The following is a 25,462-nucleotide window of genomic DNA, read 5'->3' on the forward strand; positions in this document are numbered from 1 at the left end:
AAAAAAAGCTTAGACTGGTAATGGCCTGGACTAAGGTTTATCAGGTACGGACAGAAAATAAAAAGAATTAGGGCCGTAGCAGCTTGACCAGTTGGCGATGTGTATTCGTAGTCACTTTCAGTAGAAGCAACCTTTGGACGTTGCCTAATAGCAGGCTGACCCATTCAACTGAACTAGCTTCCTGGATAGAGTGTCTATACAATGTAGGAAATTGAAAAAATAATTATCGGCTTTCCTGAGCTAACAAATTGAATGAGCCAAAATTCTGAACTAACCGACCAAAGGGGGCTTGACGCTGTTGATAAGGATCGATGGAAAGACGACCGGCAGTGCCAAGATGGGTAAAAGAAGGGTTTAACAGGTTAGCCCGGTGATGGGGCGAATTCAGCCATTGCTGCACGGCATAACGTGCATACTGCGCATACGTGTAAGGCTGGCAAAGCGTTTGGCTTTCCAAATCAAGATATTGGTAGCGTTTACTCCGCCTGTTGAAACGTACCCCATACCAATCAGTGGTGTTTATGGTCGAGTATTGACCAATGTTTTCGGCTAGACGACTGATGGATTTAGTTTGGTTCTCAATCCGCTTAACCGGGTTTATAGCTATTAGTTGGTGATAGTTTTGATGACTATAAAAATCAAAGCGAATCATGGATTGGGCATGATGGCGAGCCGCTTTATCTAACGACTGATTATAAAGAAGAATGGGCATTTTTGCCGCTCGTCGCGCTTCATTAGTAGCCTGAAATAAAGCTGCGTCGAGCAAGAGCGTATCTGGCTGGTCCAGGTTGATGGGTTGATGGCAACTTGACTGAGCAAAAAACACTTCATCGTTGAGCAGGTATAGATCAGGTGTGTTCTTGGTCGAAGAAACCCATTGTAAGAATTGGAAAAGCACCCACCAGTTCATAAGATTTAGCCGGGCTAAGTAGATGAGCGCAAAAGCATTTAAACACAGCCATTTACTTGCCTCTTAGGGTGATCAATCCTATCAATCTTTCTGGGGCTTAAAGGAAGTTTTAGAGACGGACTACTTACAATAACTGTTCGCTAGACGGCTGGCTGATCGTCGCCACTGCGGTCCCGTTCGAAGCTTTCGGTTCATAGTCGACCGTAGGCGCTTTGCTGATAAAGCTCGCTTGGATGAACTAGCGTGATAATACCCGCTAATGCCTTTTACTTGTCCGTGACTTTGTTGTAATATGACTCGTAAATCCGAAAACTAATTGTGTAGCCTAACATGCCCGGACGCTTGAGTTTTAAATCAGCTTGAGCCAGAAACCAGTTCGATAATTTTCCTACTAAACTGCTCCGGCAGTTCGGTCGTCGCTGGGCTACAAAAGTTCTGACCAGCTCGAACAGCAGCATTACACACATCGGACAAATTCAGTGTGCTGCTAAATCGGACTACCTCATAGAAGCTATTTTTGGGTAGAGCCATGCTTATTTCAACGCAACTGAATCAAGGGCCAATGGCTTTGTCTTTCAGTGCGTGAGCCAGTAGGTTCGTTGTTGGTTTCTATACGGATGTTTTAGAACATCGCTCTGACAATCAAGATAACTGCCGGGAATAATCACAATTCATTATAGATCATTGAATTATTTCGTAGAATCTACGTTTTCTGAGGAGATAGTTTCACGTACTCATGATTGAAAGACCCCTTACAGATTGGTTGCCTCTGACAATGAAAGAAGTCGAGAAAAGAGGCTGGGATGAAGTTGATATTGTGCTGGTATCAGGGGATGCTTATGTAGACCATCCTGCTTTTGGAACCGCTGTGATTGGGCGCATCATGGAAAGCGAAGGCTTTCGCGTGGCTGTTATTGCTCAGCCTAACTGGAAGGACGATCTTCGCGACTTCAAAAAATTTGGCCGTCCCAAGTATTTCTTTGGTGTCACGGCGGGCTGTATGGATTCGATGGTTAACCATTACACGGCCAATAAGCGACTGCGTTCGAACGATTCTTATACGCCCGGTGGCGAAGCGGGCTTCCGTCCTGATTACGCCACGATTGTTTATACCAATATCTTAAAGAAACTGTACCCCGATGTTCCTGTTTTACTCGGTGGTATCGAAGCGTCCCTTCGTCGGGTGACGCATTACGACTACTGGCAGGATAAGCTGATGCCGTCTATCCTGGTCGATGCCGGAGCGGATATGCTGGTGTATGGTATGGGTGAGCAACCCCTGCGCGAGATCCTGAAGCTGGTACAGAAAGGCGTCCCCTTTTCCTCCATGCGGAACGTCAATCAGGTAGCTTATCTGCACGATAACCGCACGGAATTACGCGATTACAATAGCTGGAATACGGTTGAGTTGACGAGCCATGAAGAATGCCTGCGGGACAAGATAAAGTACGCAGCTAACTTCAAGATTGTTGAAGTAGAATCAAATAAGTGGCAAGCCAACCGGATCATACAACAAGTAGGTAACCAAGTGCTGGTGATCAACCCGCCGTTCAAAACAATGGACGAGGTTGAAATTGATAAATCGTTTGACCTGCCTTATACGCGTCTGCCGCACCCGAAATACAAAAAGCGGGGAACGATTCCAGCGTACGAGATGATCAAGTTCTCGGTCAATATGCACCGGGGCTGTTTCGGCGGTTGTAGTTTCTGCACGATTTCTGCACATCAGGGCAAGTTCATCGCGTCCCGAAGCGAAAAGTCGGTTCTGAAAGAAGTAGACGAGATCACGAAACACCCGGAATTCAAAGGCTACATTTCCGACTTAGGCGGTCCGTCGGCCAACATGTACAAGATGAAGGGCAAAGACGAATCGATCTGCGCCCGCTGTCAGAGTCCAAGTTGTATTCACCCGGTTATCTGCTCGAACCTCGATACATCGCACAAGCCGTTAACTGAGTTGTACCGCAAAGTTGACGCTAATCCAGCCATTAAGAAAGCCTTTGTCGGTTCGGGCGTGCGGTACGATCTGTTGGTTGACGACTTCAATAAAAATAATGAAGACGGTAACCACGATGAGTACATGGAACAGCTCACCACGCGCCATGTCTCGGGTCGGTTGAAGGTTGCTCCGGAACATACGGCGGACGATACACTGCGCATCATGCGGAAGCCATCGTTCAAATATTTTAAGCTGTTCAAGCAGAAGTACGACCGAATTCAGGAAAAGCACAACCTCAAACAGCCGCTGATTCCTTATTTCATTTCGTCGCACCCCGGCTGTGAGGAACAGGATATGGCAAACCTGGCTGCCGAAACCAAAGATCTCGGTTTTCAGCTGGAACAGGTACAGGATTTTACGCCGACGCCCATGACGGTGGCCGAAGTAATCTATTACTCTGGCGTTCACCCATACACGCTGAAACCCGTTAAAACGGCGAAAACGCGTGAGGAAAAGCTATCGCAAAACCGGTATTTCTTCTGGTACAAGTCTGAACACAAAGACTGGATTCGGAATCGGCTCAATAAGCTGAAACGTCCAGACTTGGTGGAGCGGTTGCTGGGTAGTCCAAAAAAAGAAAACACAGGTAAGCCGAAAAATCAAGGAAGCTATTTCGGTAAAAAGAAGCGGTAAAAGAGCGTTTGCAGTCTTGAGTACCATCCTTTTTCGCTTGTGTATACGGCAAGAAGGATGGTATTTCTGTTTTTGGATTTTTGCTGAAGGCATTCCTAAAACCGGCTGGTCTTTGCCGTTAGTACCTGATAAACAGGTAAGTGAAAACGGAGTTGTATCATCATCCAGCGTAGCTTATTAGCGGACCATTGGGTAATTTTACTCAGTAATTAAGTATATGAATAGTAAAAATGAGGCTTGGTCTATCAGGCGTTAAACAAATGTTTTGCTCTGAAAACGTTAGGGCGCAAAAGGAGGATAGCGCTTTAAAATAAGCTAAGTTCACCTAGTACATAGATCGCCCTATAAATTTAGTTGTGGTACTATAAGATATTGTAAATGTGTACCTTATATTAAGCGGCTCACAGGTTGCTATATGTATTAATTTTTATCGTTCTTTGCGTACTAATAACTTTATTATTGATATTTGAGTAATTAACTATATATACGTTACAACGCAAGCACCTTTGTTGAAAATGTTGTAGCGATGGTATACTAAATATTAACCAATGTAGCAGGAAGTAGATAAGCAAATATTGCTTACCTTTCATGTGTAATTGTACTTAATAATCTACTTCGTATGTTAGTTGCGCCTATTCCTGTCAATGAAACCAAACGGTTAGAGTCGTTATACCAATATAATTTACTGGATACTGCCCCAGAAATCGAATACGACCGTGTTTCTCATATTGCCTCTCAACTCTGTCAAACGCCCATTGCTATGGTTAGCTTTATTGACCGGGAGCGGCAGTGGGTCAAATCGTTTCACGGGCTGGGGGTTGAAAATATTCCACGGGAAATTTCACTTTGCGCGCATACCATTACAAACGTGCATCCATTGGTAGTGGAAGACACAACGAAAGACAACCGTTTTTTCGATAATCCAGCCGTTATTGGTCAGCCAAACATTATTTTTTATGTGGGTATTCCGCTACTCTCAGCCGAGGGGATGGCTATTGGGTCTATTTGCGTCATCGATCACCAACCCCGCAAGCTGAGTCCATCCCAACAAATGGCGATGCTGGCCTTAGCCGATCAGGTCATGTTGCTGATGGAGTTACGCCGGACAAACAATCAACTTAGTCGGGCGCGTGCAGAAGCGGAGGAGCTGGCTCGTCAAAAGGCGCATTTGCTAGCAACATTGAGTCATGAAATCCGGACTCCCCTGCATGCGTTAGAAGGGCATACGCAAATACTGCTGGATCAGCAACCCCGGACAGATCAGCAAGGGGGGCTTCAGCGTCTACAGACGACCGGGCGCACACTCGTTCGGCTCGTCAACAACATTCTGGATTACAGCAAATTACAGGCGGGTAAACTTGCTTTGGAGAAGATGCCATTTTCGCTGCAAGAGCTGATTCAGCAGGCAGTCGAGATGCAGTCCTGGCAGGCACAGCAGAAAAATCTTCAGTTGGTTACCCAGATTGATCCCAAATTACCAAACCGGCTGGAAGGCGACGCGACTCGTTTGTTGCAGGTTTTGTTGAATCTGGTAAACAACGCCCTCAAGTTTACAAAAGTGGGTGAGGTGCGCATAGCGGTGCAGGTCGAATCGATCAGCTCTTCGGAAGTAAGCCTAAGACTAGAAGTCACCGATACCGGGATTGGTATACCGGAGGCATCATTGTCTATGTTGTTCAACGAGTACACGCAGGTTTCCGCCGAAACTACCCGGCTTTACGGTGGTACGGGGCTTGGTTTAGCGATAACACGCCAGTTGTTGGAAATGATGGGCAGTAAGCTGGAAGTACGCAGCCAGGAAGGAAAAGGGTCAACGTTTGGGTTTTCGTTGGTATTACCGATTGCCGAAGCTGTAGCAATTAAACCGAATGGCGCATTGCTCAGCGCAGAAGACTTATTTCTAGCGGTCGACGACAATCCATTGAATACAAAGGTGCTATCACACTTTATCGGCAAAAATGGTGGTCGGGTAGATACGTTTAACTCACCGCTCGATGCGCTGGAAGCGGCCAAAACGACTTCGTACCGGGCCATGCTGCTAGACTTGTACATGCCCGAACTGGACGGTTATGAGCTAGCCCAGCGCTTACAGACCGTGCAGCCTGGAATCCCCATTATCGCTTTGTCCGCTGACGATAGTGTTGAAACAATGGAACGGGTAAAAGCGTCCGGGTTTCATTCGTTTTTGCGAAAACCCTTTTTACCCCACGAACTGATGCACACGCTGACCGAATTGGCTTAATTAGGCACCGCCTGATTAAGCTTTTCCTGATATTAGCCAAAACAGGCTTAGAAAATGGTATAGCGATCTGTCCGTAGCATAAACCTGTAATGATACAGTCAGGTGTCGTTATACGGTCTGTAGATAAATTGCTTCGAGTTCATTCGCCGTCAGGTCGGCGGCTGGTAACGTTTCGACCAGGTGCCCCGCTCGCATGATACCAATGCGCGTACCAACTTCTTTGGAACGAAAAATATCGTGGGTAGCCATCAGAATGGCCGTTCCTTTGTCACTTAGTTTCAATAGTAAATCCGAAAATTCGTTCGAAGCTTTCGGATCAAGGCCGCTTGTCGGCTCGTCAAGCAACAAGACCTTTGCTTGTTTAGCCAGGGCAATGGCAATGCCTACTTTCTGGCGCATACCTTTTGAATAGGAGCCAACCCGTTTAGCGTGGGCTTCGGTTTGCAGTCCAGCCTCCGCTAAAATCAAGGTCAACTCATCAAGCTTGTAGGAAAAGCCAGCCAGTTTGGAGAAGAATTGTAGATTTTCCAAGCCCGTCAGGTTCGGGTACAACATGACCGTTTCGGGTAGGTAGGCTAGAAATTTTTTGGTTTCCTTCGGATGATTGGCTACGGTTAGCCCATTGATCGTAGCTTTTCCTGATGTGGGTTGAATAAAGCCCAGAAACAGATTGATGGTGGTGGTTTTACCGGCTCCGTTCTGACCCAGCAGACAAAAAATTTCGCCCGCGTTGACCGTTAAGTTCAATGCATTCAGGGAGGGGGGAGCTTCGGGGGCGTAGCGTTTGGTGAGATCAATGGCTTGCAGCATAGTAGTAACGTATTAGAAGATTAAAGGCTGTACAAGGTTTTTCTGTAATTCCGCCAGCCTAAAGTGGCCAGCAGAGCAGTAAATAATAGCAAGGGCCCGAGAATGATTGCGGGCCGGATTGGCTCTGAATCAGAAAAGGTTTCCTCCGGAAAGTCCGTCCATCGTTCGGCTTTCACCGGAGCATTAGTGAATATTTTGGGGTAAAAATAAAGCCGTAGCTTTTCGTGGAAGCGGGTGGTGTGATCCAGAAACCGTAGCTGGTTACCCAATCCTGTACGGGCTAGCTCGTTGAGTTGAAGCTGCGTGTGAAGCGTAGGAACAAACTGAGCAATAACTCGGCTGGCGTTGTCCCGCTGTTGTAGTTTCGCCCGTAATTCGCCCGACTCCCGTGCCGACTCGTCATCACCGAGTTGCTGCATCGCATAATACCAACGCCAATCCGTTTCCATGACCGCAGTGGGAAGTTTCCTGAATTGTGGGTAATGCGTATAGAAGGCTTCCAGCGTCGTTTTTTTGTCCAAGTCCCATTTTTCGTGGTATCCTTTTCGCTGTTTCAGCGTAGTTGCCAAGGCTTCAGGAACCGGATAGCGATTCTCCAGGTAGGTGTTGATCAACGCTGGTAGTAAAATGACGAGACTCAGCCAGATACCAAGCAGCAGCATGGCACTGACGGCGGAAGTCTGTTTCTGCGAAGCGACCCAAAAACTAACGCTAAACCAGAATAGCCCATACAGCACTGAGGTAGCTACCAAGACCACAAAAGCAGTATCGAAAGAGATACCCAGTATCGGGATGGCCAGCAGCAGGATGACAAGCAATACGCCAAGCAGGGGCAACGCTCGGATGGCAAAAAGCTGTAAAACAACGGTAAACAGTTTTTGGCTCTGGACCGCTACCAACTTCCAGGTACCACTTTCCCGCTCCTCTGAGATTAGGTTATACGTAAAGGCAATGATCAACAGGGGAAACAGATAGATTAGCACAAAACTAAAATCGAGGTTACCCAGCAGCAGATTCAGAGGGTTGTTCAGGTCGGCGTCGTATTTCTGGCCTTCCAGCGCCCGAATCGTCACACTCTGCACCGACGCGTTTACGTCGCGTTGACCAATGGACAGTCCTGCCAGTGGCGATGTTTCGTTGATCAGGGAAAATTTCAGATAATACAGCAACAACCCCAAATCATCGTGGTGCAGTGCCGCCTTTTGCACAAAGTCTTTCTGTTGAAAAGCCTGCACATCGGCGATAGCCTGATTTTGCCGAAGCACAAATTGCCGACCGACCAGCAAACTGGCTATGCCCGCGATGAGCAGAAAGGACAGGCCGATCCGAACTCCTCCTGTTCGAATAAACTGCTTAAACGCTAGTGAGATCATCTTAAACGACGCGTAGATTTTTTGACTGGTGATGCACGAGATAAAGCAGGACAAACGCCCAGAAAGCTAGCGCAAAGAGAGAAATCGGTTCATTGGCCAGCACCGAGCGAACACTCATTTTAGTGTAGTGAAATTCAGGAATTTCTTCCCAATGCTTGTTGTCGATGGTAATCGGGGGATCGCCAGGGCCGGGTTTGTAATTGCTGACGTATTTCATTTGCAAGGCATTGAGTTTCTGAGCCATATCGTACCGGTATTGCTCGGCCTGCTGTCCAAAGTCGAGATAGTTGGCGTAGTCGGTACCCGACAGTGCCATCGAGAGGTTTCTGATTGCCATGAAGGGGTCCAGAAAGGCTACAGCCCGCGAAAATTCGTTCTGTTGGTCGTAGATAGTCAATAGTTCGTCGAAGTGCTGGTTGTAAATAGTAGCACTGATTTTTTCGCCCTCGGCCATTACAAAGCCACTGTAATTAAATGGTAGCTGCTGAACGGAGTCAACTCGATACGCAGCCAGCAGCGAATCTTTAAGGGCTTTATAGTGCGGATCGTTGGGGTTATGACTATTCCCTTCTTTGTGCACATCCTCGCCAACCTTGTCGAAGAAAGCCACCTTTGAAGGGGCGGCAAACAAGGTAGCTCCCAACGCTTGTGAAGCTCGGGGCAACACCAGTGTCAACATCAGCCATAGACCAATCAGCGTGACTAAAGCGGCTTTTGCTGATCGGCTACGCGCCGAAACGAGAACTGCTATTAGGCAGAAAAACGTCAGGTATACGAAGTAGGCAACGATAAGTAACCCGAGCCGGATGGCTTCATCCAGCGTTACCGAGCCGCTCTGCGCTATTAACCACAGCGCCACCGTTGCCAGCATGACCGGAATAAACAGAGTTGACATGACGCCTATCAGACCAAGGCTTTTGCCGACAAGGAGTGCCTGTCCGCTTACCCCCTGACTCAAAACGATCTTTAGCGTGCCGTTGTCTCGTTCTGAAGCGACACTGCTAAAACCCACAAAGAAAATGAGCAGGGGAAGTAACAATTGAAGAATCATGGCCAGACTAATCTCCCCAAAGCGCAGCAGTCCAGTTGAAAAACCTGCTTCGGAGAAGTTGACCGAATTCTGCTTGTGCGCTTCCAGAAACAGAGTGCTGCCCAGAAAGCTTTCCATGCCTCCATCGAACATACTCAATGGGGCTTTCGGTCTAAAAACAAAGTGGCCGTAGTGCGCCATGCGGTGGGGGTGCTTATCGGGATTGCTTAGCCAATCCTGCCGTGCCTGCTGTTGATAAGCGGCCCGTAGTTGGTTTTGCTGGCGAAAACTAACCCACCCCGAATAAGCTGCGTACGTAATCAGCAGTCCTACAAACAAGCCCAGGTAAGGGACAATCCGGTTTGTAAACACGGTATCCCACACTTGCCCGGCAATCAGTCGTTCTTTCCGTAGACGCATCGTATCAAAAGCGGTAAGTCAGGGTTAACATTGTCGTACGCGGAGCTCCTGGGAACAGGCGCAGGTAATTCTGAGCGCCGATCCAGTACGTCCTGTTGGTTAAATTGTTGACGTTGAGCGCAACCTGAACGTTACTTCGCTGGGGTGTGTAATAGACGGCCATATCGAGCAGCGTGTAAGCAGGGACCTCGAACGCCCTCGAAAACCAGGGAATCTTGCTGTCGCTGTACTGAACGCCAAGCCCAACGCCCAGATCGCTCAGTGCGGAGTTGGAGGAAAAGTTATAGCGGGTCCACAGGTTACCACTGTGTCGGGGTGTGTTTTGCTTGCGAGCCCCAATCAGTGAAGCTTCCCGATCGTTGACAATAATGGCATCAATAAAACTGTACGAGGCATTGATTTGCCAGTTGGGTGTCAGATAACCGGCAAGATCGAGTTCAAAGCCCCGGCTTCGTTCAGCGCCCCTGGTAACCAACAGGTCTGGATTGGCTGGATCATTGGCATTCATCAGCAGGTTCCGCTGGTTGATCTCGTAAATCGCCGAGGTAACATGAACCCGATTTCCAAACAAATCGGCTTTAAGACCCACTTCTTTTAAATCACTCTCCAGCGGATCGAACGTGCTGCCAGTCGGAGCGGCAACGGGTAACAACGTTACTGTGTTCGATTGGGGTTGGTAGCCTCGTAAATACGTGCCATATACGTTTACTTGAGGTGTCAGGGCGTAGGTGATGCCCAACCGGGGTAGCAAGGCAGACTTGTTGACCGTAATCGGATTCGGGGCGTTAAAATTGGTAATATCTTCATACCATTCCTGGCGCAGTCCCAGCAAAAGAATCAGGTTATGCCAGGTCAATTGATCCTGAATATAGATTGCTTTGGTTGTCGTCAAGGCGGGTTGCAGCGCCGTCCGAACGTTGAGCACATAATCCTCGACGTTCCGAATGGTGTAGGTCGGATTGGCTAAATCAAAATGTGGGACGTTCGGTTTCGGTATGGTGACACCCGCGACGGTCTGGGTCTGATAATTGGCTGCGTTGGCTACAACGAACGAAGCCGCTACCGACTCGTCTTTCAGCAGATAACCCCGCGCAGCGTTCTGTCCACCTCCTTTTAGCTTTTGCCAGCGATTCAGATCATAGCCAATCAATAGCTTGTGTTGGATCGCACCTGTATTCCCATCAAAATTGAGATAACTGCTCAGGTTGTCGACGTTCCAATATTGCTGACGTTGCACAAACTGCATGGCCGCCAGCGACTGAACGGGTTGCCCCGTAAGATCAACGCCAAATGCATTGGTCGTACGGTGTTCCTGCAAATTTTCGGTCCAGGTCTGTTTCATATAAGCCATGTTCAGACTGATCCGGTCGTTGAACTTATGCGCCAGATTTCCCATCATGATCAATTCTTTCGAGCGAAAGAAATCGTTCGGTGCGCCTAGATTCAGACTGATTGGCGTACTATTTAAATCTGTTACTCCCGCTACCGCTCCGAAAATAGGTTGCCCCCGGTCCAGGTTCCCATTCATGTTGCTGTAAATGAGTTCAGCATTGAGGGCGGTTTTGGTATTGGGGATGTAGGAAAAAGACGGCGACAGCAAAAAGGATTGGTTGCCGACCAGATCGCGATAGCTGCGGGCTTGCTGATACGCTCCGTTTAACCGATACAACAGCGTTTTCTTGTCGTTGAGCGGACCCGTAAAATCAAGTGTTCCCCGTAGCGTACTAAAGCTGCCCACGCTTAAACTTACTTCGTTCCGACGAACTGCCAAGGGTTTTTTCGTGACGAGGTTGATACTGCCTCCCGGATCGACCGACGAAAATGACGCTGAAGCGGGTCCTTTCAGCACCTCCACCCGTTCGATGTTGGCCGTTAGTGGTTGAAGAAAATAGTACTGGCGTGTACGCATGCCATTGATAATCTGACCTTCTTCGTTTTGGCTAATGCCACGGATTGCGTACTGGTTGTAGTAACTCGATGGAATGACCCCACTAACCAGTTTGACGGCGTCGGCCAGCTGAAACGCCTGCCGGTCGGCAATCAATTCTTTCGTTACCGTACTGATTGACTGTGGAATGTGTTTATTGAGTGCCGCAATTTTTGTCGCCGAAAATGAGTATTCGCTGTTGTAGTCTTTGGCTACTCGGCCCACCACTTCAACGGTTTGCAGCTCTTTGGTATCTGGAATCAAGGCTACCGTAAAAAATCGTTCTCGGGCTCTGACAGTGAGCGTTTGGTAGCCAACAAACGACACTTGTAGCATACCTTGCCCCGACAGACTAAACCGTCCGGCGGAGTCAGTAACCGTTCCGGTTTGCGAATTTAACCAGCGAACCGTGGCACCGACGATAGCTTGCTCCGTAACGGCATCCGTCACACTACCCGTGATGGTTTGTGCCTGAACGCATCCTAGGGTTATTAGGAAAAATAAGGTAAATAAGTGCTTCATGTAATAGAGTTTCATGGGAGCAAATGGCGATTAAAAAAGTGAGCCGAATGGTGTTGACAGAGGCTTCTACACGCTTCAACAAATGCAGCTGTTGGAAATGTGGACTAGATAGCTTTCTAGGGGTGAAAGCGTTTTGGCTGGTTGACGAATTGCCCGTTAACGAATGAAGTACTAGATCCTGTAATGGCAACTCTTTCCCAATCCTGATTTACAAGCAGGATTGGATATGCAATGGAGTCATAAAACGGCAACGATTATCAAATATGCAACAATGTTGCAAAAATGAGTTAAAAACTTAACAATATCAATAAGTCTGGCCTTTTTTTGCAGCTTAGTTGCATCAATACAGGCTATGAAGTCCCTATACGCACGCGAATAGCTAGCGGGAAATGTAAACCTGAGTGGTTTAGGCACTGCTGGTGAGCCTTGCGGTTCGTTCAACGGCTAAGCTGTCGGATAAAGCTAAAGGAGCACGTCTGATGGTGCGGCTGTTGGAGCTGAAACAGAAGAAAACCTGGATGATTGATCAAAGAAAGCCGTGAGCCCGATGAGAAGTAAAGGGCTGTGTTAGATGGTAAACAAATTACGACATTACAGACGTTTCCGGCTCAGCCTGTATTGACTTATATCTGCAGAAAGTAGTGAGCAGTAGGGTTGTAAACGGAGATGAGCAATTTAGAAAGTATACGCTATTTAGTTGGTTCGCACTCGCCAGATAGTACAGTTTCCAGTTGTCGAACTAGTTTTCGTTAGACCGTAGTATTTCGAGTGTTTTAGTTGGCCCTGGCAATTTGTCGCTACCTTGATGATTAACCCTTCATAATTACTGACTAAGCTATCCGGTATCGTAAACGTGTCGAGCCCGGTCATGATGATCTTTTCATCTTTAGGAGTCCATCCCCAACTTTCTGAGGTGTCTTTCAACGCAATAACGTTCCACTCAAAACCGTCAGGTATATTGCCATAGTCAGTAGCTGTTAGTCTCAAACCGTTTCCGGTATAACACTCAGGATCAATCGTTACCTGGTGAGCATATGTGCAGGCCGATACCTGTTTATCTTGCTGGCAGGCACCACTAAGGAGTAAACAAACAGAAAAACAAAGCGATGAAAATAGTGAAGTTCTCATAACGTACGTGCTTTTATAGCTTGTCTTTTCAAAACGTATAAAGCATTTAAAAATACTGCTACTGAGATGCTATAGGTTTTTAAAAGAGCAATTCACATGAGTATTTAAACTTATTCACGCGGACAAACGAATGATGCGCGACAAACAAGGAAACTATTACTAGCGAGTCGCTAATCACAAACTCATAGCTTATCTAAGACCTGTTTCTTCCGTTTCCCTGTGAAGATCTAAAAGGCGATAATACGTCAGGGAATGGCCTCAATTAGTAAAATGAGGCCTTTTCTTAGCTGAAATAGCCATAAAAGTTACGTTTTGACACCGGTTTTAAATGCTTCATTTAGACAGCGTTCGATTAGCTTGATTTCAGCAAACAAATTACCTAGCAACGCTTTCTGATTGCTTTCACGACTAATTGAAATTACTCATATCTAAAAACATTTTAACTGATCAGGGTCTTTTGATTAAAATTCCATTAAAATCAGATGATCAAAATTGGGTATCACGCTTCCCATGAACAGTTTAAGCCAAGCGAGTTGTTGTCTCGCATCCAGCAGGCGGAGCAAGCCGGTTTTACAGCTGGAACATGCTCTGACCATTTTCATCCTTGGAGTGATAAGCAGGGTGAAAGTGGTTTTGCCTGGAGCTGGCTGGGCGCTGCTCTACAGGCAACGTCGTTGTCTTTTGGCGTAGTCAATGCGCCCGGACAGCGCTATAATCCGGCTATTATTGCACAGGCTGCGGCTACTTTAGCCGATATGTTTCCGGAACGTTTCTGGATTGCCGTCGGGACGGGCCAGTACCTGAACGAACACATAAACGGAGAACGCTGGCCTTCGAAAGCAGATCGGAATACGCGCTTGAAAGAGTGCGTCGATATCATGAGGGCTCTGTGGAACGGCGAGACGGTTACCCATCGTGGCCTGGTGACCGTTGACGACGCGCTTCTGTACACACGCCCCCATATTAAGCCGCTTATTGTAGGAGCAGCCGTTACCAGTAAAACTGCCGAATGGGTAGGTAGTTGGGCAGATGCCCTGATTACAACATCCCGGCCAATCGACGAATTGCGACAGGTTGTGGACGCTTTTCGGCAAGGTGGAGGATCAGGCAAACCGATGTTTCTCAAGGTTCAGCTTTCTTATGCATCCGATTTAGAGCAAGCGCGGCAGGGAGCTTATGACCAGTGGCGCGGCAATGTTTTCCCCAATAGTGTAATGACTGAACTACGGATGCCTAGCTACTTTGATGATGCGGCATCAATGGTTGACGTTGCTGCGGTCGAGAAGTTCGTCCACGTGTCAGCTGATCATAACCAATATGTCGACTGGCTGCTTGAATACCAATCCCTAGGGTTCGAACAGCTATCGTTACATAATGTCAATCTAGAACAGCAGGCGTTCATCGACGACTTTGGTACGCATGTGTTGCCCCACGTTTTTAAGCATGTCAATTAATTAACACCCCTTACTCAACGACGAATTACCCCTAAAACAACAATTTACGAATGGATAACAACCTGGAGAAACAACGATTATCGAGACAATGGGCTAAAGAAGAAAACTGGTACAAATGGGGACCTTACCTTTCTGAACGGCAGTGGGGAACTGTTCGGGAAGATTATACGGCTGAAGGAGAAGCCTGGGATGCTTTTCCGCACGAGCACGCCCGGATGCGGGTATACCGCTGGGGAGAAGATGGCCTTGGCGGAATATCCGACGAAACCCAAACGCTTTGTTTTGCACTCTCGCTCTGGAACGGTCAGGACCCTTACCTGAAAGAACGGATGTTCGGCATTTCTAACGAGCAGGGTAATCACGGGGAAGACGTAAAAGAATTGTATTACTACCTGGATAATACGCCGACTCATAGTTACATGCGGATGTTATACAAGTATCCGCAGACGGCTTTTCCCTATGATCAGCTCGTTGACGAAAATGCAAAGCGTGATCAATCCGAGCGGGAGTTTGAACTACTGGATACGGGCATCTTCAACGACAGCGCTTATTTCGACGTAGAGGTAGAATATGCTAAAAAAGATACCGATGATATTCTGATTCGCCTGACAATCCACAACCGGGCTGACAAAGAAGCAACATTGCACCTGTTGCCTACGCTGTGGTTTCGAAATCGGTGGTCGTTTCATCCCGAAACGCAAAAGCCAACCATCGAAAAAGTTGATGCAAGTCACCTGCGGGCTGTGCACGAAAGCCTGGGAACGTACACGCTTACCTTCCACCCAACCGATACCATCTTGGTTACCGAAAACGAAACGAACCAGGAGCGCGTATTCGGTAATCAAAACGAATCACCTTTCGTGAAAGACGCTTTTCACGATGCGATAACCACAGGACAGACTTCGCCGTTCGATGAGCAACCAACAGGTACGAAATGCGCACCAGTCTACAGGCTTACACTCGACGCTGGACAGTCGACAACGGTTTGTTTGCGGTTAAGTCAGCAGTCGGATGCATCATTAGACGACGAGTTCGACGCCATTTTTGCTGAGCGCAAGAAAGAAGCGGATGATTTTTACGCACCGCTTACCGAAGGCAACACGCCCGATGACGCTCAAATCAAACGCCAGGCCTGGGCGGGTTTACTCTGGTCGAAACAGTATTACCATTACAATGTACGTCGCTGGCTGGAGGGCGATCCCGGCCACCCAATTCCACCTGCCGAACGTTGGAATGGGCGTAACGCCGATTGGCAGCACCTGAACGCAGAGCACATTATGATCATGCCCGACAAGTGGGAGTACCCTTGGTTTGCGGCCTGGGATCAGGCGTTTCAATCCATTGCCGTCGAGGATATTGATCTTGAATTTGCTAAACACCAGCTTTACCTGCACGCCGATCCTCAGTATCAGGCTCCTGATGGGCGCCTGCCGGCCTATGAATGGGATTTCTCAGCGGCCAATCCGCCCTTACGAGCAGCCATTAGCTGGCTTTTCTACCGCCGGGAGCGCGAACTAACGGACAAAAAGGATTACGACTTCCTGATAACCATGTTTGATCGCCTGCGTCCGAACTACGAATGGTGGACAAATCAGGTGAGCGGAAAAGAAGATGGGTTGTTTCAGGGTGGCTTTTTGGGGCTGGACAACATAAGCCTGTTTGATCGTAACGAAGAAATACCGGGCGGAGGAACGTTGGATCAGGCTGATGCTACTGCCTGGATGGCTACATATACGCTTTACATGATGCGTATCGCCGTTGAACTAGCTCAGAAAGATCCCGACGTTTACGAGCCACTTAGCTGTTACTACTTTGATCATTACATTCGAATTAGTAATGCGCTACAGCGGGTAGCGACGCTGTGGATCGACGACGACGATGAGGAAAGCAACAACGGATTTACCTACGATGTGTTGCACATGCCCGAGGGTGAAAAAATTCCGATTCCGCTCCGCTCCTTAGTCGGGCTGGCTAATTTGTTTGCGGTCATGACACTCGATCACGAGACAGCTTCGGCGTTACCTTCGTTCTACCAGAAAGTACAAGACTATCTTAAAAATCCGCCCTCGGAAAATCCGTGCTATTGCGTCATCAACGAAGATCCGGAGAAAGACTGTATTCTTTTCGGGCTGTTATCTGCCAATCAGCTAGAACGACTTAGTGGTTTCCTTTTCTCGGAAGCTGAATTACTCGCACCGGGTGGAATCCGTTCGCTGTCGAAAGTGTACGAAGAGCCATTTACGATGGAAATTGCCGGAGAAGAAAACGAAATTCACTATACGCCAGGCGAGTCGGATACGAAGATGTTCGGTGGTAACTCGAACTGGCGCGGGCCGGTCTGGTATCCGCTTAATTTCTTCATCGTAGGGGCCTTGCAGGAATTCGGTAATTACTACGGTGATCGTGTACAGGTGGCTTTACCATCAGGGAGCGATAACAAAGGTACGCTAAATGACGCAGCTGCATTTCTGTCGAAGCGGCTATGGCATGCGTTCCGACCGAATGAGAAAGGAGAACGTCCGTGCCACGGCACCGACACCATTTATGCGACGGACCCGCATTTCAAGGATCTGATCTTGTTCTATGAGCATTTCGATGGCGACACGTCCCGTGGCTTAGGGGCGAGCCACCAGACGGGATGGACGGCGCTCGTGACTCGTTTGTAGTAAGTAAGCCGGATAATTCTGACGCCCACACCAGTCAACCGGTGTGGGCGTCTTTGTTGATCAAAAAAGAAGGCAGATGGCTGAAAATAGGGCTACGTCTGTCAATGAAGTCGGTGCACACTACGAAAGCGAAGCGGTGATTGCCGGGTTTTATTCTTAAACAACTTGTTGAACGATTGAGCATGGGCAAAACCTAGTAAGTAGGCTACCTCGCTAACGGTCAGCTCCGTAGTGATTAGCAATTCCTTCGCTTTCTCAATCAGGCGGTTATGAATATGCTGTTGCGCGTTTTGCCCCGTGAGAGAGCGCAACATATTGCTCAGGTAGGACGGGGACATTGCTAGTTGATCCGCCAGATACTGGACCGAGGGTGGTCCCGATTCCGCTAATAGCACGCTGTTCACATAGCGATTCAATGCGTCTTCGAATCGCGCCAATAAGGTTTTGTTGACAAGCTTACGGCTGATAAACTGACGGTTATAATAGCGGGCGCAGTAATCAAGCAATACCTGAATCTGTGAGCTAATGATATCATACGAATACGTGTCGATGGCCGCACCGATTTCCTGTTTGATTGTACTCACAATAAAGTCCAGAATGGTTTCTTCCTTTGCCGAGAGATGCAATGCTTCGTGGACCGCATAAGAAAAGTAATCGTACGTTTTAATTTTCCGGGCAAGCGGAGCATCCTGCACAAAATCAGGGTGCATCACCAACCACCACCCCGTCAGGCGAAGGTCATCAACAATCTCGGTGGTAACCACCTGACCCGGTGCAAAGAACGTCATCACACCCTCGTCAAAATCATACGTGTTCTGACCGTATCGCATCTTTCCCTGAAAGTTTTTCTTTAAGGCAATGCAATAGAAATTGTATATCACACTACGTAGCTGCTCGTCGGAGAAACAGGTTATTTGAGAAAAGTCAATGACGCTAACTAGAGGGTTATCCGGTTTGTCGATACAAAGTAGCTGATGCAACTGGGAAATGGATTGGATGAAATAAGGAGAAGCCATCGGTTGAGTTACAAATCGTTTAAAACCTAATGTAGAGCTTGACCTTAATCAAAATTTGTCGATAAACTTACGGTTTTCCAGGCATCAAACTCTTCTTTTTCGCGCTGGCGATGGGTCTGGATTAACTCGTATGTATCAGGCCCTAGCAGTAAATGCAGGGGTGGGGCAGGATGATTGACTAACTCCATCAAAATGGTGACGAGTTTCTGAGGGTCACCCGCCTGTTGGCCGCTGAATTCACCCCATTGCTGCTCGGCTTTGTCGAGTTCATAAGCTGCTATCCGGTTTTTGGCAAACTGCATAGAGCCTTTGTCCATAAAGTTGGTTCTGAACTGACCCGGCGCGACTACTGTCACCTTTATACCGAACGGTTGAGTTTCCAGCGCGAGCGCTTCCGAGACACCGATCAAGGCAAACTTAGCCGCATTGTAAGCTCCCGCATTACCATAGCCGACATAGCCTGCATTTGACGAGATATTAATTACATGCCCGTTGTTCTGATTGCGCATAGGTGGAATCACAGCGCGTATTACGTTGATCGCGCCAAACAAATTGATATCCATTGATTGACGAAATTCTTCATCGGTCACTTCTTCGAGGCTACCAAGCAAAGCATATCCAGCGTTGTTAATCACGATATCCAAGCGGCCAAAGCGGTCAATAGCCTGCTGAACAGCGCTTATCACACTAGCTTCGTTCGACAGGTCTACGGGCAAAGCCAGCAGGTGTTCGTGAGGGCCACCCAGTGCATCAAGTAAAGTGTCTGGTTGGCGCGTTGTAGCGATCACGTTGTGACCCGCCTGCAATAGCTCTTTGACTAACATGAATCCGATTCCCTTGGAGGTACCGGTGACAAACCAGGTTTTCGGCTGATTCATAATTTTGATAGAGTTTGATTACAGGACAAAGTTCCGCTGTTTCCAATCCGTAAGAGTAGCCGAAATGAAGTTAGTTGTAGCCATAGTCGGGCTAGCTTTCAATAAAAAATAGCTGTCTTCTGGAAAACAGCTATCCCAACAATTAACCTGTGGCAGTAATGGCTCAGCTTTTTTTCAGGCCATAACTTAGTGCTACCAGCAACAAAATCAAGGTTATAAAACCTAATGCAATACTCAACGAAGCCTGTTGAGCGATAAAACCTAGCAAAGCCGGACCTGCCAGCATTCCCGTATAGCCAATAGTTGTAATAGCAGGTAAACTCACCGTTGGCGAGACACCAGGTAACCTCCCTGCTTCGCTGAAAAATACGGGTACAATATTAGCCGCACCCAAGCCTAGCAGGATAAAGCCGATCAGCGCCCCTGCTATCCAGGGACTCAAAACCGCGATGCCCAAACCCACGGCTCCCAACAAGCTACCTCCGACCACAACCGTTCTACTGTTCAGACGGGCTACCAGCCGATCACCGACCAAACGCATCGTTGCCATGGCAACCGAAAAGGCCGAGTAGCCAACGCCCGCTAACTCCGGCTCAATTCCTTTGGTATCCCTTAGAAAGATTGCACTCCAATCAAGAACAGCTCCTTCGGCCAGAAAAACGGCAAAACACATTAACCCCAGAAAAATAACCCGACTGTCTAACCAACCCATCCGCTGGTTAGTGGTTGTTGGCTTCTCATCGGCAGCCGAGAAATGCGCAATCGCCTGTTGTTCTACTTTTAAAGGAAAAAGAGACTGGTATTGCGTCAGCGTAATAAGTATCATCAGCGCGGCAATACTCGTTGCGGCATAGACGGGGTTTAGTCCGAGCTTAATCAAAAAGCCTAAACACAGCGAACCCAATAAGCCGCCCACGCTGAATAAGCCGTGTAATGACGACATAATCGGCTTACCGTAGAGGTTCTGCACTTGTACCCCGTGAGCATTCATCGCCACATCAATAGCGCCAATACTTTCTCCGAATATAAACAGCGTTAAAGCCATGCCTATCGTGGAGGAAAGAATAACCAGTAGGGGTAAGGCGACCGCCATCACCAGTGCCGCACCAGCCATAACAGTACGGCTGCCCAGGCGAGCAACCAGCCAACCCGACGTGGGCATCATCAGCATGGATCCACCACCCAGTAGCAGTAATAACAAACCTAAATTGGCGTCATTTAGACCTAAGCGATCTTTGGCAAACGGAACCATTGGCGCCCAACTGGACATGCCTAGTCCGCAAACAAGAAAAATCAGTTGGGTGGCCAAGCGTGCCTTAAGTACTTGTCCTGGTTGTGTAGCTACACTCATGAAGCAATAAAATCAAATGGGTTTATACCCTGAACGTCGAAAACGAGTGCGCTAATTTAGCATTTGTACTCTGGTGTTGTCACCTTGTAAGAAATTATTCATACTTCAGTACCAAGTATTCGTGGCTATTGATGAATTAAGTTGATCTTTATTTACCGTTGTACGAAGTCCCATATTTTAGCCGATAATTCGTATGCTGACAGATCGTGCGGTCAGGTTTTACTTATCTATGAAATAATGATAGAACTATTACTGCCTAAAGTAAACTCGCAAAAAACTTCAGTTAAATAACTTACTAGCGTAATTCCAACTTTGCTTTTATAATTGTTTGATTGCTATACTAAATTTGTGCATCAATTTATGAATTATTAAAAATAGCTTTCTTAGTTTAAGCTAAGTGTAAAATAGGTAGTATAAAACTAGTTAAAAAGTTGAATTGTGAAAGATAGACTGATAGTAATAAGTATTCCACCTTGTATTTATACATAGAAGTTTTTTTCAATAGTTAGACATTGATCAATTTCTATAGATTGGATATGTATAACGTTTTGATTTTTAAAATAAGAATTTGTTTTTGCAAAGTAATGACTCGCTAAATAAAGGTAATATTCCATACTGACCGTTACTATTAATAAATAAAGTTAAGACACTTTATAGATATACACTAAAAATGAGATGTCAAATATCAACATTAAACAGTAAAGCTATCATATGAAATATTTAGTTTTGTTTGGCTACTCATTAAAAAATTATTGATTTTCATTGAGCAGCTTGTTGATCAAAAAACAGTGTTATCTTTTTTATTTGTTTTAGTTCTAGATAGCCGGTTATAGACCATTTTTCGGAACCAGATAGTATATTTTGCTAACTCCACAATTTTTTAGAGAATAAATACGGCTTTAAGAGTCGAAAAGATACTGTTATGAGAAATAGCTAACAATACGTATAGAAAGTGTAGAAATAGTAATGCAGTGAGAAAGTTGTGAAAATAAAGTTTTAATTATAATCAACTGATTAACAACAGGTTTATTCTTTAAAAGTTTGTCTGGTAGGACACTTAAAGCAGCTTCTACGTATAATCCTTTTGAATAAATAACTTACGCATTTATTAATCACAGAGTATATGATAGCGAAAAATATTAAACAAAAATTCATGTTTAAGTATATCTGGTATGTATGTGGACAATTATTGAAGATAGTAGGTTACCGTCCATTAAAAGACAATAATAATTTATGTGTTGACACTAAACAGTTGTGTAGATAAATTGCACCTAGGGGCTAGTGTAGAAAATTAAGTATAGTTTAAAATAATTTTTACGTTCAACACTAGAAAATTAAATACCTGAACTTGTACACAAACAATCAATTATATATTATTATTCTGATGGGATTATGTTCATGTGAATGTTTATGTTTTCTCACCGATGAAGGAATAGTTTACTTTAGTTGTAGGCATCAACTTGCATTTATGCACCGGTTAATAAAGTGGAATTCTACGATTTTTTATTATAATTATTTTCATTTTACATTTGTCTACTGTTTCGCAGGCGGTAGAAACTGATGCTTTGAATAGTCCTTGTACTTACCGAAATAAAGACTGACGGATAGAGAAGTTTCAGAGATCCAATATGATCTCGCCAGTAAAAAATCACTTCGTTTTTGTAAATTTTTGAGTGGAAGTCTTCGTATGGGACTGAAGTGGCGGAGCCATACCAAAAACAGTACATGTGAACGTCTTTTTTAACTTATCATATAAGGTTTTCACTCGATCTCTATTCATTTATGATTGCAAGTTTTGTGGCTATTTTTAGGGCTGCTACTGGTTTTTTTTTAGTCTGTATTGCTACTTTTCTTTTAGGTTCATGCGTGGTCGTAAAGCCTGTTGTACTGCCTGCCAAACTTGAATATTTTCAAAGTAAAGACTCGTTGTTTCCCGCCACCATCCAGACAATTGCGCCAAGTGTATCACGGATACAGGTGGGCGATATCCTCGGAATTATAATCAGTAGTCTGAATAAGGATTTGAATGAGATTATGAATGCATACAACATTAGTTCACTGCCAATCGCCAGTTTTACACCTGGGGCAGCATCAAGTGGAGCTAGTGGTCAGCCGCTGGGGTATCCAGTCGATTCGCTGGGGTATGTATCGATTCCTTTACTGGGCAAACAAAAACTGGACGGGTTAACGATTCCGCAGGCAGAAGAAAAAATTCGTGTAGAAGTTGGGAAAACCATTAAGAGCCCGGCGGTGAGCATCCGGTTTGTAAATCATAAATTTACCGTTCTGGGCGAAGTGAGCCGGGTAGGTACGTTTAACCTGCTGAACGACCATACTACAATTATTGAAGCAATTACGGCAGCCGGCGATTTGACCATCTTCGGTAAACGAGATAGTGTCAAAGTTATTCGTAGCGTTGCTAATCGACGCGAAATTGGACTGGTGAGTCTGCGTAATCGGGATGTTTTTTCGTCACCTTACTTCTACGTGCAAAACGACGATATTATCTATGTGGAGCCGACAAAACAGAAGACAATACCAGAGTCACAGCCACCGCAGAAGCAGCCAAGTCTGTTTGTACAGCGCGCTCCCTTCTACCTCACTTTTGTCACAACCCTTGTGACAGTGGTTTATCTGTTTTCACGATAAACATACGTTGGCGTTTCTTTATTAAACCTGGCAGATTAACTTATCTGGGCCAAATTGCCTAGTTGGGTTCGGATTGTATATGAGTCAAGACGATCAGGCTTTTATTGACGACCAGGAGGACACTAGCATTCTCGACTACGCTTTTAAATACCTGAGATACTGGCTTTTAATTCTGGTGTCAATGGTGATCAGCTTAGGGTGTGCTTATTTTTATCTGAAGTTTTACACGCCAGTTTATGAGGTTAATGCTACGTTGCTGATTAAAGACACCAAAAAGGTAAACAGCGATGTACTGGAAAAACTGGACATGGAAAGCTCCAGCAAACTGGTGGAGAACGAAATAGAAAAGCTGAAATCGCGGGTTTTGCTTGGTAATGTAGTTGATAGTCTCAAATTAGGTGTAACCTACTGGCGAGAAGAAAATCTGCGTGATAGTGAGCTGTTTAACGAATCTCCTGTTCAGATTAGTGATACCAGACTAACCGACTTCGCTTATAGTAACCCGTTGTTTATCCAACTAGACTCAGCGAACGAATACACGCTCTTTGATCGTGAACGAAATAACTTGGGTCGGTTTGCCTTCAATCAGCTGGTAGAAACCAAGTACGGCAAGTTCAAAATTAATAATCACGATAGTTTAGCTAAAGCTCACCTTACAAGCGTAAAAGTTGTTTTTCAGAACCGAGATGCGCTGATCAATAACCTGACGAACCAGCTTCAAATCACATTACTGAATTACGAGAGTAGCCTTATTTCGTTGAGTCTGGAGACCACCATACCCGCCAAAGGTAAAGCGATATTGTCCAGATTGGTGGATGTATATACCGTTTCATCGCTAGATGACAAAAAGCGGGAGGCTGCCAGTACCCTGAGTTTTATTGAAGAACGCCTGAAACTTGTAACGGCTGAATTAGGTGGAGTCGAACATAACATCGAGCACTATCGACGAGTCAAAGGCATCACAGACTTAAGTTCTGAAACGAATCTTTTACTAAACAAAGTAAAGGAAAACGACTCTAAACTGAATGAACTAGAGATTCAGGTAAAAGTGCTGGACGGCGTTGAAGGGTATCTCAACAGTGCGCAAGTGGGCGTTGTGGCTCCGGGTATAATGATGGGTTTTAACGATCCCGTTCTAAAATCGTACATTGAACAGCTAGCCCATCTGGAAGCCGAGCGTAGTAAATTAGCCCAAACGGTTCAGCCGGGTAATCCGTATCTGGAATCAATTAACAACCAGATGCACACTGTAAAGCAAGCGGTTCGGGATAACCTCAGCAACCGAAAACGCGGTCTGAACGCCAATAGACGTGGTTTGATTAATCTCAATAACCGGCTGGAAGGAGCTATTGCGGCTATACCACAAAAAGAGCGTGAACTTGTTGGAATCAAGCGGCAGGCCAACATTAAAGAAAACCTGTATCTGCTCCTGCTGAAAACACGCGAACAAACGGCAATCCATTACGCATCAGCCGTAGCCGACAGTCGCATTGTAGACGCCCCGTATTCGACCGGTGAGCCAATTAAACCCAAAACAAAAAACATTTATCTGATGGCGTTACTGCTGGGGTTCGCTATTCCGATTGCTTTTATCACGTTGAACGATTTATTGACCAGTAATATACAGTCGAAGCAGGAGGTTGAACGTAAAACTGGATTGCCCATTTTTGCCGAGATCAGTTCGAAGCCGAAAGGTAAAGGAAAAGAGGTTGTCGATGTCCACGCTCGTAGCCTGATGAGTGAACAAATCAGAATGCTTCGTTCCAACCTGCACTATCTATTTTTAAACACAAAAAAAGAATCGGGGCGGACTGTGCTAATTACTTCTTCCACGTGTGGTGAAGGCAAAAGTTTTATTACGCTTAACCTGGCCGCTTCTCTGGCTATGTTAAACAAGAAAGTAGTCATACTCGGACTTGACTTGCGCAAGCCAAAACCAGACGACTATCCCGGCACAACAAACACCGCTGGTATCTCGTCCTATCTGGTTGGTGAACTGGAAATTGAGGATATTATCCTCGACACAAACACACCTAATTTATACATTATCCCCAGTGGATACACACCGACGAATCCGTCGGAACTGATTGCTAATGGCAGAGTTGACGAGTTGATACATTCATTGCAACGCTCGTTCGATTACATTTTGATTGATACCGCCCCCGTTGGGTTAGTTACCGATGCCACGTTACTCGCTCCTTTTGTGGACATCTGTTTCTACATTGTCCGGCACAAAGTAACGCCAAGGTTCTACCTGAAAAACCTTAATGACTTACACAAGCAAGGTATTTTCAAATCGTTACATGTTGTTTTCAATGCCGTTGACTACAAGCATTCGTCCGATCACAGATACGGGTACGGACACGGTAGTAACGGTTATTACAAGGAGGATACCAGAAGTAAAGGTTGGTTGAGACGCCTGCCAGCTCGCCTGTAAGTTCACGCCATTTGTCC

The 25,462-nt window shown here is 46.2% G+C and carries 15 protein-coding genes; 6 read left to right on the forward strand and 9 right to left on the reverse strand.

Translation table 11 applies throughout. From position 1 onward, the window contains the following. Nucleotides 1-223 precede the first annotated feature (223 nt). Nucleotides 224-910 carry a CAP domain-containing protein gene (locus tag M0L20_RS23550; RefSeq protein ID WP_248479470.1) on the reverse strand — a complete coding sequence of 229 codons (687 nt, stop codon included), beginning with the start codon at nt 908-910 and terminating at the stop codon, nt 224-226. Between the two features lie 736 nt (nt 911-1,646). Here M0L20_RS23550 and M0L20_RS23555 point away from each other — a divergent pair. Both M0L20_RS23555 and M0L20_RS23560 read left to right on the forward strand, forming a co-directional pair. Continuing rightward, nucleotides 1,647-3,542, forward strand: coding sequence for a YgiQ family radical SAM protein (locus M0L20_RS23555; protein ID WP_248479472.1), 1,896 nt, complete (start codon nt 1,647-1,649; stop codon nt 3,540-3,542). A 619-nt stretch (nt 3,543-4,161) separates the two neighbouring features. Further along, the gene (locus tag M0L20_RS23560; protein WP_248479474.1) at nt 4,162-5,784 is read left to right on the forward strand and encodes a GAF domain-containing hybrid sensor histidine kinase/response regulator; all 1,623 of its coding nucleotides are present in this window, start codon (nt 4,162-4,164) and stop codon (nt 5,782-5,784) included. 108 nt (nt 5,785-5,892) lie between these two features. Here M0L20_RS23560 and M0L20_RS23565 read toward each other — a convergent pair whose 3' ends face one another. The 5 genes from M0L20_RS23565 to M0L20_RS23585 all read right to left on the reverse strand — a co-directional run bounded on the left by M0L20_RS23565 (nt 5,893) and on the right by M0L20_RS23585 (nt 12,994). Then, nucleotides 5,893-6,594, reverse strand: a complete 702-nt coding sequence (locus M0L20_RS23565; protein ID WP_248479475.1) for an ABC transporter ATP-binding protein — start codon at nt 6,592-6,594, stop codon at nt 5,893-5,895. Between the two features lie 20 nt (nt 6,595-6,614). Further along, entirely contained in the window at nt 6,615-7,967 is a 1,353-nt protein-coding gene (locus M0L20_RS23570; RefSeq protein ID WP_248479476.1) for a DUF3526 domain-containing protein, read from the reverse strand. Between the two features lies 1 nt (nt 7,968). Further along, nucleotides 7,969-9,417: an ABC transporter permease gene (locus tag M0L20_RS23575; protein WP_248479477.1), complete on the reverse strand. Its 1,449-nt coding sequence runs from the start codon at nt 9,415-9,417 to the stop codon at nt 7,969-7,971. Between the two features lie 4 nt (nt 9,418-9,421). Further along, the gene (locus M0L20_RS23580) at nt 9,422-11,881 is read right to left on the reverse strand and encodes a TonB-dependent receptor (protein ID WP_248479478.1); all 2,460 of its coding nucleotides are present in this window, start codon (nt 11,879-11,881) and stop codon (nt 9,422-9,424) included. A gap of 678 nt (nt 11,882-12,559) precedes the next feature. After that, nucleotides 12,560-12,994: a hypothetical protein gene (locus tag M0L20_RS23585; RefSeq protein ID WP_248479479.1), complete on the reverse strand. Its 435-nt coding sequence runs from the start codon at nt 12,992-12,994 to the stop codon at nt 12,560-12,562. 482 nt (nt 12,995-13,476) lie between these two features. On the opposite strand from M0L20_RS23585, the gene M0L20_RS23590 reads away from it, so the two are divergent. Continuing rightward, nucleotides 13,477-14,448 carry a TIGR03885 family FMN-dependent LLM class oxidoreductase gene (locus M0L20_RS23590; protein WP_248479480.1) on the forward strand — a complete coding sequence of 324 codons (972 nt, stop codon included), beginning with the start codon at nt 13,477-13,479 and terminating at the stop codon, nt 14,446-14,448. Between the two features lie 50 nt (nt 14,449-14,498). Then, a complete protein-coding gene (locus tag M0L20_RS23595; protein ID WP_248479481.1) occupies nt 14,499-17,114 on the forward strand; it encodes an MGH1-like glycoside hydrolase domain-containing protein in 2,616 nt (871 codons plus the stop codon). 101 nt (nt 17,115-17,215) lie between these two features. On the opposite strand, the gene M0L20_RS23600 is transcribed toward M0L20_RS23595, so the two are convergent. The 3 genes from M0L20_RS23600 to M0L20_RS23610 form a co-directional block, all read right to left on the reverse strand. Then, nucleotides 17,216-18,130, reverse strand: a complete 915-nt coding sequence (locus M0L20_RS23600; protein ID WP_248479483.1) for a helix-turn-helix domain-containing protein — start codon at nt 18,128-18,130, stop codon at nt 17,216-17,218. Nucleotides 18,131-18,174: 44 nt separating this feature from the next. Then, on the reverse strand, nt 18,175-19,008 hold the full coding sequence (locus M0L20_RS23605; protein ID WP_248479486.1) for an SDR family NAD(P)-dependent oxidoreductase: 834 nt from the start codon (nt 19,006-19,008) through the stop codon (nt 18,175-18,177). 163 nt (nt 19,009-19,171) lie between these two features. Then, nucleotides 19,172-20,359 (reverse strand): MFS transporter, encoded by a 1,188-nt coding sequence (locus tag M0L20_RS23610; RefSeq protein WP_248479488.1) that lies wholly within the window; start codon nt 20,357-20,359, stop codon nt 19,172-19,174. A gap of 1,782 nt (nt 20,360-22,141) precedes the next feature. Here M0L20_RS23610 and M0L20_RS23615 point away from each other — a divergent pair. Together M0L20_RS23615 and M0L20_RS23620 are read left to right on the forward strand one after the other, a co-directional pair. Beyond that, nucleotides 22,142-23,008 (forward strand): polysaccharide biosynthesis/export family protein, encoded by an 867-nt coding sequence (locus tag M0L20_RS23615; protein WP_248479490.1) that lies wholly within the window; start codon nt 22,142-22,144, stop codon nt 23,006-23,008. A gap of 79 nt (nt 23,009-23,087) precedes the next feature. Beyond that, nucleotides 23,088-25,445, forward strand: a complete 2,358-nt coding sequence (locus M0L20_RS23620) for a GumC family protein (RefSeq protein ID WP_248479492.1) — start codon at nt 23,088-23,090, stop codon at nt 25,443-25,445. The last annotated feature ends 17 nt before the right edge of the window (nt 25,446-25,462 follow it).

This window comes from Spirosoma liriopis, from assembly GCF_023196085.1.
Taxonomy (GTDB): Bacteria; Bacteroidota; Bacteroidia; order Cytophagales; family Spirosomataceae; genus Spirosoma; species Spirosoma oryzicola.

Coding starts and splice junctions, on each gene's coding strand:
- M0L20_RS23605 (WP_248479486.1), bottom strand. CDS start 19,008: ATGAATCAGCCGAAAACCTGGTTTGTCACCGGTACCTCCAAGGGAATC.
- M0L20_RS23620 (WP_248479492.1), top strand. CDS start 23,088: ATGAGTCAAGACGATCAGGCTTTTATTGACGACCAGGAGGACACTAGC.
- M0L20_RS23550 (WP_248479470.1), bottom strand. CDS start 910: ATGAACTGGTGGGTGCTTTTCCAATTCTTACAATGGGTTTCTTCGACC.
- M0L20_RS23555 (WP_248479472.1), top strand. CDS start 1,647: ATGATTGAAAGACCCCTTACAGATTGGTTGCCTCTGACAATGAAAGAA.
- M0L20_RS23575 (WP_248479477.1), bottom strand. CDS start 9,417: ATGCGTCTACGGAAAGAACGACTGATTGCCGGGCAAGTGTGGGATACC.
- M0L20_RS23580 (WP_248479478.1), bottom strand. CDS start 11,881: ATGAAACTCTATTACATGAAGCACTTATTTACCTTATTTTTCCTAATA.
- M0L20_RS23560 (WP_248479474.1), top strand. CDS start 4,162: ATGTTAGTTGCGCCTATTCCTGTCAATGAAACCAAACGGTTAGAGTCG.
- M0L20_RS23600 (WP_248479483.1), bottom strand. CDS start 18,130: ATGGCTTCTCCTTATTTCATCCAATCCATTTCCCAGTTGCATCAGCTA.
- M0L20_RS23590 (WP_248479480.1), top strand. CDS start 13,477: ATGATCAAAATTGGGTATCACGCTTCCCATGAACAGTTTAAGCCAAGC.
- M0L20_RS23595 (WP_248479481.1), top strand. CDS start 14,499: ATGGATAACAACCTGGAGAAACAACGATTATCGAGACAATGGGCTAAA.
- M0L20_RS23570 (WP_248479476.1), bottom strand. CDS start 7,967: ATGATCTCACTAGCGTTTAAGCAGTTTATTCGAACAGGAGGAGTTCGG.
- M0L20_RS23615 (WP_248479490.1), top strand. CDS start 22,142: ATGATTGCAAGTTTTGTGGCTATTTTTAGGGCTGCTACTGGTTTTTTT.
- M0L20_RS23610 (WP_248479488.1), bottom strand. CDS start 20,359: ATGAGTGTAGCTACACAACCAGGACAAGTACTTAAGGCACGCTTGGCC.
- M0L20_RS23585 (WP_248479479.1), bottom strand. CDS start 12,994: ATGAGAACTTCACTATTTTCATCGCTTTGTTTTTCTGTTTGTTTACTC.
- M0L20_RS23565 (WP_248479475.1), bottom strand. CDS start 6,594: ATGCTGCAAGCCATTGATCTCACCAAACGCTACGCCCCCGAAGCTCCC.